Annotated in this window: 11 protein-coding genes; 6 read left to right on the top strand and 5 right to left on the bottom strand. The window is 68.2% G+C overall.

The genetic code is table 11. The features are described from left to right. Positions 1 to 102: 102 nt before the first annotated feature. Both ACFVIV_RS38385 and ACFVIV_RS38380 read right to left on the bottom strand, forming a co-directional pair. The gene (locus tag ACFVIV_RS38385) at positions 103 to 906 is read right to left on the bottom strand and encodes a hypothetical protein (protein ID WP_379205139.1); all 804 of its coding nucleotides are present in this window, start codon (positions 904 to 906) and stop codon (positions 103 to 105) included. A 172-nt stretch (positions 907 to 1,078) separates the two neighbouring features. Continuing rightward, positions 1,079 to 1,543 (bottom strand): hypothetical protein, encoded by a 465-nt coding sequence (locus ACFVIV_RS38380; RefSeq protein WP_379205137.1) that lies wholly within the window; start codon positions 1,541 to 1,543, stop codon positions 1,079 to 1,081. A gap of 142 nt (positions 1,544 to 1,685) precedes the next feature. Here ACFVIV_RS38380 and ACFVIV_RS38375 point away from each other — a divergent pair, with 142 nt between their 5' ends. From ACFVIV_RS38375 to hisI, 6 genes are read left to right on the top strand one after another with little or no spacing between them, the layout of a single operon-like run. After that, a complete protein-coding gene (locus tag ACFVIV_RS38375) occupies positions 1,686 to 2,720 on the top strand; it encodes a helix-turn-helix domain-containing protein (protein ID WP_379205136.1) in 1,035 nt (344 codons plus the stop codon). Further along, positions 2,713 to 3,276 carry a hypothetical protein gene (locus ACFVIV_RS38370; RefSeq protein ID WP_379205135.1) on the top strand — a complete coding sequence of 188 codons (564 nt, stop codon included), beginning with the start codon at positions 2,713 to 2,715 and terminating at the stop codon, positions 3,274 to 3,276. The genes ACFVIV_RS38375 and ACFVIV_RS38370 overlap by 8 nt, the downstream gene beginning before the upstream one ends. A 50-nt stretch (positions 3,277 to 3,326) precedes the next feature. Beyond that, entirely contained in the window at positions 3,327 to 4,058 is a 732-nt protein-coding gene (priA, locus tag ACFVIV_RS38365) for a bifunctional 1-(5-phosphoribosyl)-5-((5-phosphoribosylamino)methylideneamino)imidazole-4-carboxamide isomerase/phosphoribosylanthranilate isomerase PriA (protein WP_379205134.1), read from the top strand. Between the two features lie 5 nt (positions 4,059 to 4,063). Further along, on the top strand, positions 4,064 to 4,882 hold the full coding sequence (locus ACFVIV_RS38360) for an inositol monophosphatase family protein (RefSeq protein ID WP_379205132.1): 819 nt from the start codon (positions 4,064 to 4,066) through the stop codon (positions 4,880 to 4,882). After that, positions 4,879 to 5,652, top strand: a complete 774-nt coding sequence (gene hisF / locus ACFVIV_RS38355) for an imidazole glycerol phosphate synthase subunit HisF (RefSeq protein WP_379205130.1) — start codon at positions 4,879 to 4,881, stop codon at positions 5,650 to 5,652. Before ACFVIV_RS38360 ends, hisF begins: the two co-directional genes overlap by 4 nt. Next, positions 5,649 to 6,017, top strand: a complete 369-nt coding sequence (hisI, locus tag ACFVIV_RS38350; RefSeq protein ID WP_379205128.1) for a phosphoribosyl-AMP cyclohydrolase — start codon at positions 5,649 to 5,651, stop codon at positions 6,015 to 6,017. The genes hisF and hisI overlap by 4 nt, the downstream gene beginning before the upstream one ends. A 36-nt stretch (positions 6,018 to 6,053) precedes the next feature. On the opposite strand, the gene ACFVIV_RS38345 is transcribed toward hisI, so the two are convergent. The 3 genes from ACFVIV_RS38345 to ACFVIV_RS38335 form a co-directional block, all read right to left on the bottom strand. Next, positions 6,054 to 6,509, bottom strand: coding sequence for a MarR family winged helix-turn-helix transcriptional regulator (locus tag ACFVIV_RS38345; protein ID WP_379205166.1), 456 nt, complete (start codon positions 6,507 to 6,509; stop codon positions 6,054 to 6,056). 226 nt (positions 6,510 to 6,735) lie between these two features. Further along, the gene (locus ACFVIV_RS38340; RefSeq protein WP_379205126.1) at positions 6,736 to 7,350 is read right to left on the bottom strand and encodes a permease; all 615 of its coding nucleotides are present in this window, start codon (positions 7,348 to 7,350) and stop codon (positions 6,736 to 6,738) included. 51 nt (positions 7,351 to 7,401) lie between these two features. Continuing rightward, positions 7,402 to 7,860 carry a peroxiredoxin gene (locus tag ACFVIV_RS38335; RefSeq protein WP_379205125.1) on the bottom strand — a complete coding sequence of 153 codons (459 nt, stop codon included), beginning with the start codon at positions 7,858 to 7,860 and terminating at the stop codon, positions 7,402 to 7,404. Positions 7,861 to 8,167 lie beyond the last annotated feature (307 nt).

Below are 8,167 nucleotides of genomic sequence, written 5' to 3'. Positions count from 1 at the left end.
CCCTTGTCGCGGCCCCCCGGCGGGATCCAGGTCTTGCAATTGGCGGGGGGGGTCGGCGCGCGGGGGGGGGGGGGCGGGGGGGGGCGCCCCCCCCACCGCACGTCAGGACGCGCCCCAGCAGGACAGGTCCTCGCTCGCGCGGGCCAGCAGTTCGGCCCGGTCCCACCGGGGCCGGACGGTCGGCTCGACCTCGCCGCAGGCCTCGGACACGTTGGGCACGACCCAGTCGTAGGCGGTTCGTTCCGTCATCCCGGACGTGCCTTCGAACGACTTCCCGCCGGGTGCGGTGATCGTCATCGATTCGCGCCCGGACTCGGCGATGTAGTCGAGCCGGTAGGTCCACTTGCAGTGACCGTCGGTGATCTTGGTCGTGAATGCGATGGTATTCCGCTCCAACTTGGGCAGGCTGATGCGCTGCTGAGTGAAGAAGGAGGGAACATCGATCCGGTCGCCCGTGGAATCCACGCCCTGTCGATCGAAGACCGGCCGCGGCGCCGAGACATCGGTCACCAAAACCATCTTGTCGGTCGCGCCTTCGGCATGTTCGTCGAGGTACCCATAGCCAGAAGACAGTGGCGCACTACAGGGTTCGGCCAGCACGGGCACGATATCGACGACCTCGACTGCGCTCGATCGCTCCGCCTTGATTGTCAGCTCCCAGGTCATCGAGCCGACCGCTACGCCACCGTGCTCGCGCAGCCACGGCACACCGTAATCGGCACGAAGCTCGTTCACCGACAGCAGCGGGGCGGGGTCGACGCCCGCCGGCACCACCCAGTTCGATGCCGGATCGAAAACCTGCGTGAGGTCCTCGACAATGATGTCCCTGCCGATCTTCTCCGCCGGTTTGCCGAGCGTCGTTCCCACGATCGTCTCGAATTGCGTGGTGAGGAAGCCGCCGATCACCAGGACCAAGAGTCCGGCCAGCCAGGTCAATGGGCGTTTCCACCATGGAACCGCGGCCGGGTCGTCGGCTGGGGGCGGCGCGGCCGGTGCGGTGGATTGCGAGCGGTTCGACGGCTGTCTCCGCGGCGCGGCACGCTGAACTCGCTTACGCGGCGTGGGGTTCGAAGACATATCAACGGCTCCAGCAGTTTTCGGGCCACTCGGCGACAGCGGTGTCCATGCGGGCCAGGCAGATGGTCAGCGGCAAGGTGGTCGACACCGCGACGGTGCGGACATAGTCGGTTCCCTCGTCGCCGGTGATCGGGAAGGTGCAGGTTTCGCCGCCGGCGGGGGACCGGACGGTCAGGGACAGCCAGCCGACCTGTCCGTTGTCGGAGTTGCCGCGTGCCCAGTAATAGGTCTGCCCGTTGGCCTGAGCGGTCCACACCGAGCCGTACATGCGCGCGAAGTCGAGGGTCGCGATGCGCCGCGCGCCGTCGCCGACGAGTGCGCTCGCCGGCATGGTGGCCGCGCTGACCGAGCAGCCGCCGCCCGCGCCGCCACCGGGTGCGGCGGCGGCCGTGTCGGTGAGCAGTGCCGCTGATCCGGTGACCGCGGCGGCGAGCCATGCGAGGGTGCGGATTTTGCTGGTTTTCAAGACGATTCCTTTCACGGGTCGAGCGCTGCCTTTCGGCGTCTCCAATCGAACCGTGCCCGAGCGCGGCTCCGGTCTGCGGAACACTGTGGGCGAACTATGGAAGTCTTTGTGGCCTGCGGTTTTTCACGTAGGCTCTGCGCTCGTGGGTGGTGCTTCGGATGCACCCGAGCTCGCCGATCTGCACCTGCGGGCGGAAGCGGTCGGGGAGGTGCGCGAGTTCGGTGAGCTGATCGCCGCGGCCGTCGACTTGGCGGGGATCACGCGCGGTGACGTGTGGCGCGAGATGGGCGAGACCAGCAGCGTGTACCACTGGTTCCGGGGCGAGACGCTGCCCGCGAACCGCAAGACCGCGCACCGGCTGGCGGCGTACCTTGCCCGTGAACTGGACGAAGCCTTTCCGGACGCCGAGCTCGATGTCGGCGAATCCATTCTGGCCGCCTGGAACCGGCTGCACGAATCACGTCGCCGCGCACGAGCCGATCGCGGCCGGGAAATGCGTCGTCGAACCGTCGTGGCCGTCGGCACCGCAGGGCCGAATGGGACCGCAGGGCCGAATGGGAGCGTGTCGAGTGACGCCGAACTCGACGACGACACAGTGGAATCGGTGCTGGAATCCGGTCGGCCGGTCGCGCTCGCCGCACCCGTGGCCCGGCAGCGGTGGACCGGACTGCGCCGGGTCCTCGTGGTACCCGTGGTCGCGGCGCTCGTGGCCGGGGTGGCGGCGGGGTTCGCGGTGACCAGGCGTGTGGTCGCGGCACAGTCCGCGGCGGTCCCGCCCTGCGCCGAATCGGTATCCGTCCAGCACAGCGTCGGATTCGTGCAACTGAACGTCGGATACGGCCCGCCGGGCAGTCCGCACCCGGGCCAACTGATCGAATTGCGCGTCCAAGTGGAGGAGTCGGTGGGGTGGATCGCGTACTCCTATCTCGCACAACCCAAGTCGGACCGGGACACGGCCTGGCTGGAGTGGAGCGATGTCCCCGGCGGCAAAGGCTCGCAGGTGCGGCGGTGCCCCGGCGCCGTCGTCAATCGGGTGCATCAAACGCCGGGCGTGCGGGCGCGCGACCAGCACGGCGGGCGCCGCTGGTTCCGGGCCTGCGCATCCGTGCCCGCGGAATTCCAGGTGCCCGGGCGGTCCGCGAACAACTGCACCAGCTGGAACCGGCCCGATGACTGAACACGGGAGGCTGCGCCTCGCCCTGGCCTGCGCGGTGGCGGCCGTGCTCGGAATCGGCGCGGGGACCGGTGTCGGCCTCCGCTGGGACGACTGGACCGGAACGGCGAACTCGCATGTACCGCGCACGAATTCACCGCTGCTGATGTACGGGTTGTGCGGGGAGCGGCGTACACCCGACCCGTCGGTGCGGCCGGTCACCGTCGGCGATCCCAGCACCGCAATGGGCACGCCCATCCGGGAGCGGCAGGTCGAGTTGCGTGCCCAACGCCATCCGGAGTACGGCTGGATCGCCTGGGCGGAACTTGTCTCCTCGACCTCCGAGCTGGACATGCTCTGGCTGGACTGGACCTATCAGCCGGAGCGCGAGGACGACGACTCGCTGTGGCGGAACTGCTCACAACCGGTCACCGCCGGGCGCGCCACCCCGGCGGTACAGGTCTTCGACGATCAGGGCCGATCGCGCTGGTTCATGGCCTGCGGTCAGGCGCCGCCACAGGATCGCGGCCCTCGATCGTCGGGCGTGTTCTGTACCAAAGGGTGGAACCGCCCGAATTGAGCAGCTGGGCCGATAGCGGGCCATCCCGTGGCAACCACTAGGATGCTCGCGTGAGTCTTGTGCTGCTACCCGCCGTCGATGTCGCCAATGGTGAGGCCGTTCGCCTCGTTCAGGGAGAGGCCGGCAGCGAGACCAGCTACGGGTCGCCGCGGGATGCGGCGCTGGCTTGGCAGAACGATGGGGCCGAGTGGGTGCATCTGGTCGATCTCGATGCCGCGTTCGGCAAGGGGTCCAATCGGGAACTGCTGGCGCAGGTCGTCGGCGAGCTCGATGTGAAGGTGGAGCTGTCCGGGGGCATTCGCGATGACGAGTCGCTGAAGGCGGCGCTGGCCACGGGGTGTGCGCGGGTGAATCTCGGGACCGCGGCCATCGAGGATCCGGAGTGGTGCCGCCGTGCCATCGGCGAATACGGGGACCGGATTGCCGTGGGCATGGATGTGAAGCTCATCGAGGGGGAGTGGCGGCTGCGCGGGCGCGGCTGGGTCACCGATGGCGGTGATCTGTGGGAGACCCTGGAGCGGCTGGAGCGGGACGGGTGCTCGCGGTACGTGGTCACCGACGTCACCAAGGACGGCACGCTGAGCGGGCCCAATCTGGATCTGCTGACCGAGGTCGCCAATGCCACCGACGCGCCGGTGATCGCCTCCGGCGGCGTCTCCACCCTCGACGATCTGCGCGCCATCGCCACGCTGGTCCCGGAGGGCGTGGAGGGCGCGATCGTCGGGAAGGCCCTGTACGCGGGCCGGTTCACCCTGCCCGAAGCTCTCGCAGCGGTTCGATAGCACCGATGGCCGCCGAACTCGCCGAGCTGCTCAGTATCGCCAGTGGTCTGCTCGACGACGCCGCACCACGCTTCGTGGAGGGCATCGGTGCGCCGAGCGCGGTCCAGAAGGGGCGCAACGACTTCGCCACCGAACTGGACCTGGAACTCGAGCGCACCCTGTCGGCGCGGCTGCACGAGCGCACCGGATTCCCGGTGCACGGTGAGGAATTCGGCGGCCCCCAGCTCGCCACCGGCACCGCCTGGGTGCTGGACCCCATTGACGGAACGTTCAATTACTCTGCGGGACACCTGCTTTCGGGAATGCTGCTGGCGCTGGTCCGGGACGGCGTGCCGGTGCTCGGCCTGACCTGGCTGCCGGGACTGAACCAGCGCTACGCCGCCGTCGCCGACGGGCCGCTGTATCTGAACGGGCAGCAGATGCGCCCGCTGGAGCGCGGCAAGCTGTCGGACGCCATGATCGGCTTCGGCTCGTTCAATATCGATGGCGCCGGCCGCATTCCGGGCATCTTCCGCTTCAACCTGCTGGGTGCGCTCAGCCGCCTGTCCGGCCGGGTGCGCATGCACGGCTCCACCGGAATCGACCTGGCGTTCACCGCATCCGGCGTGCTGGGCGGCGCCGTGGTGTTCGGTCACCACCCCTGGGACAATGCCGCGGGCGTGGCCCTGGTGCGCGCCGCCGGCGGCGTCGTCACCGATCTGCTGGGCCGGGACTGGACCATCGCATCCGGTTCGGTGCTGGCCGCCGCCCCCGGCGTGCACGAGGAACTACTGGACCTGATCAGCGAGACCGCCGATCACGTCCGAGGAGAGGTAGAGCAATGACATTGGCAGTGCGTGTGATCCCCTGCCTGGACGTCGACGCCGGCCGCGTGGTCAAGGGCGTCAACTTCGAAAACCTGCGCGACGCGGGCGATCCCGTGGAACTGGCCGCCGCCTACGACGCCCAGGGCGCCGACGAGCTCACCTTCCTGGATGTCACCGCCTCCACCGGCGACCGCGGCACCATGATCGACGTGGTCACCCGGACCGCCGAGCAGATCTTCATCCCGCTGACCGTCGGCGGCGGTGTCCGCACCGTCGAGGATGTGGACCGCCTGCTGCGCGCGGGCGCGGACAAGGTCTCGGTCAATACCGCCGCCATCGCCAATCCGGAGATCCTGCGCGCCATGTCGGAGCGCTTCGGCTCGCAGTGCATCGTCCTCTCGGTGGACGCCCGCACCGTTCCGGAGGGCTCCACGCCGACCCCCTCGGGCTGGGAGGTCACCACGCACGGCGGCAAGCGCGGCACCGGCATCGACGCCGTCGAATGGGCCATCCGGGGCGCGGAACTGGGCGTCGGCGAGATCCTGCTCAACTCCATGGACGCCGACGGCACCAAGGCCGGATTCGATCTGCCCATGATCCGCGCCGTCCGCGCCGCCGTCTCCGTCCCGGTCATCGCCTCCGGCGGCGCGGGCCAGGTCGGCGACTTCGCCCCGGCCGTGCAGGCGGGCGCCGACGCGGTGCTCGCCGCCAGCGTCTTCCACTTCGGCGACCTCACCATTCCGCAGGTCAAGGACGCCATGCGCGACGAAGGTATCGTGGTCCGGTGAGTCTCGATCCCGCCATTGCCGCCCGCCTCAAGCGCAACTCCGACGGACTGTTCGCTGCCATCGCGCAGGAACGGGCGACCGGCGACGTGCTCATGATGGCGTGGATGGACGACGAGGCCCTGGCCCGCACCCTGGAAACCCGCAAGGGCACCTACTATTCGCGGTCGCGGCAGCAGTACTGGGTGAAGGGGGAGACCTCCGGGCACACCCAGTACGTGCACGAGGTGCGCCTCGACTGCGACGGTGACACCGTGCTGCTCATCGTGGATCAGGAGGGGGCGGCCTGCCATACGGGTACGCACACCTGCTTCGACACCGATGTGCTGCTCGCCCGGGGCGATCGGCTGCTCGGCGAAGAGGGCTGAGCGGCAACGCCTTTCGCGTCGGGACGGAGTCGGCGGCTAGCCGCCGTTGTCGACGTCGAGGTGCGAGACGGGGCGTCCGGAGCGGCCCAGGCCGCGGCTCATGCCCTTGTCCAACTGCGCCACCAGAATTTCGCCGAGCTCGAGCAATTGTTTGGTTTGCTCTTTGTCCAGGCCGTCGAATACCAAGCCGTGCACGCATTCCAGATAGCCTGGGGAGGCCTCGGTGACCTTGCGGAATCCGGCGTCGGTGAGGACGGCCTGGGCGCCGCGGCGACCGGAAATGGACACGCGTTCGGCCCAGCCGAGGCGTTCGAGCTTGGAAACGACGTGCGACAGGCGCGATAGCGATGCGTTTGCCTTTTGCGCAAGCTCACTCAGTTGCAACCGATGGCCCGGTTCTTCGGACAGCAGAGTCATGACGAAGTATTCGAAATGAGTAATCCCGGACTCGCGTTGCAACTGGGTGTCCAGGGCAGCGGGCAAGCGGGTCATCAACGCTATGACGGTACGCCAAGCTCGCTGTTCAATGGGATTCAACCACTTGGTCACCGTGCCAGCCCTCTCGTAGCAGCCAAGTGACGAGTTGTGTCGGCCAGACCGGCAGCTAGCGGAGCATCAACGAAAAGTCACTTGCACGTCAAAGTTTGCCACGATTTCGCTCGTCCGTCACGGCGTTCTCGAATGACGTGACATCGATCACGCGTGTCGCGTGCGCGTATCAGGGCTGCTCACTGCTGGGCGGCGCGGCGGGAGGTTCCGGCGACACGCGCTGCTTTTCCTGCTGCGCCCGCTGCTTCTCGGCACGATGCCGGCGAATCCGCCTGCGCACCAAGAGAAATGCCACCAGCAAGAACACCACCGCGGCCACGATCACGCCCACCAGGGTGGCGCCGCGGAAGGCGGGCGCGTCGACATCGAGAATGCGCTCACCGGCGTGTGCGGCATTGGAGTTGCCCACCACGATGGCCAGCGTCATCAAATTCGGGATGGCCGTAATGATGGCGAGCACGGCCGCCGCCCCCGCAATAAACGGACCGCCCCGTTTCCGCCAACTGAGTCCCGCGATCAACAACAAGAAAAGTGGCACCGCCGTACAAACAATGCCGATGATCAACCCGTACCAAATGCCCTTGGAGAAACTCCCGCTCACCATCTCGGCAATCCGCTGCGCCCACCACCGCGGAATGAACGCCGCCAGGATCAGATACGCCACCCACACCACCACCGCCAGCACCACCAGCGCGATGATCCGATTCCGCCACGTGACGAACGACGAACGCGAGCGCCCCGGCGCATCCCCGCTGGGCACAGTCTCCGAGCCTGGCGTAGTCATAGCCCCAGCGTATGCCCGCACCACCAGCGCGCCGGGCAACGCCACTCCGGACTACCCCCGCGACCGCAAGAACTCCAGCGCCTCATCCGCATGCACAGCGGCCCGCAACTCGCTGTTGATCACCTTCGCAATGGTCCGATCCGGGTCGATCACGAACGTCGTCCGCTTGACCGGGACCAGCGCCCCCAACAGCCCCCGCTTCACCCCGAACTCGGCAGCCACCTTCCCGCCCACATCCGACAACACCGGATACCCCAGCCCCTGCTTCTCCGCGAACCCGGCCTGCACCTCCACCGAGTCGGTGCTGATCCCCACGCAACTCGCCCCGGCCGCCTTGAATTCACCTGCCAGATCCCGAAAATGACACGCCTCGGCAGTACACACCGGCGTATTCGCCGCCGGATAGAAGAACAGCACCACAGGCCCACCGGCCAGGAGAGACTCCAGCGAGCGCGTGGTGCCGGACTGATCGGAAAGCTCGAAGTTCGGAGCGAGCTGGCCTACCTTCATGAAACGCACCCTACGGTATGCAAGCCGACGGGCCGTGCGGGCGGAGCCAGGCGGTGAGCGGAGCTAGGCGGGTAAGCGAACCCGGACGGGCGAGCGGACCCAGGCGGGCGAGCGGAGCCGGCGGTGCGAGTGGAGCCGGCGGTGCGAGGCGGAGCCGGCGGTGCGAGGCGGAGCCGATGGGGCAAGGCGGAGCCGATGGGGCAAGGCGGAGCCGATGGGGCAAGGCGGAGCCGACGGGTCGGGGGCCCATCCGGCGGAGCCTAAGGGGGTTTGGGGGCTTAGCCCCCATTCCCAATTCATTCGGGGG

Source organism: Nocardia sp. NPDC127526 (assembly GCF_042672265.1).
In the GTDB taxonomy this organism is placed as follows: Bacteria; Actinomycetota; Actinomycetes; order Mycobacteriales; family Mycobacteriaceae; genus Nocardia.
The sequence above is the reverse complement of the archived record's forward strand: the minus strand, read 5'-3'. Positions and strand labels throughout refer to the sequence as shown.

Bases quoted from the DNA above. Each gene is read 5' to 3' on its own strand.
- ACFVIV_RS38345 (WP_379205166.1), bottom strand. From the start codon at position 6,509: ATGACCCGCTTGCCCGCTGCCCTGGACACCCAGTTGCAACGCGAGTCC.
- ACFVIV_RS38340 (WP_379205126.1), bottom strand. From the start codon at position 7,350: ATGACTACGCCAGGCTCGGAGACTGTGCCCAGCGGGGATGCGCCGGGG.
- hisF (WP_379205130.1), top strand. From the start codon at position 4,879: ATGACATTGGCAGTGCGTGTGATCCCCTGCCTGGACGTCGACGCCGGC.
- ACFVIV_RS38360 (WP_379205132.1), top strand. From the start codon at position 4,064: ATGGCCGCCGAACTCGCCGAGCTGCTCAGTATCGCCAGTGGTCTGCTC.
- ACFVIV_RS38370 (WP_379205135.1), top strand. From the start codon at position 2,713: ATGACTGAACACGGGAGGCTGCGCCTCGCCCTGGCCTGCGCGGTGGCG.
- ACFVIV_RS38335 (WP_379205125.1), bottom strand. From the start codon at position 7,860: ATGAAGGTAGGCCAGCTCGCTCCGAACTTCGAGCTTTCCGATCAGTCC.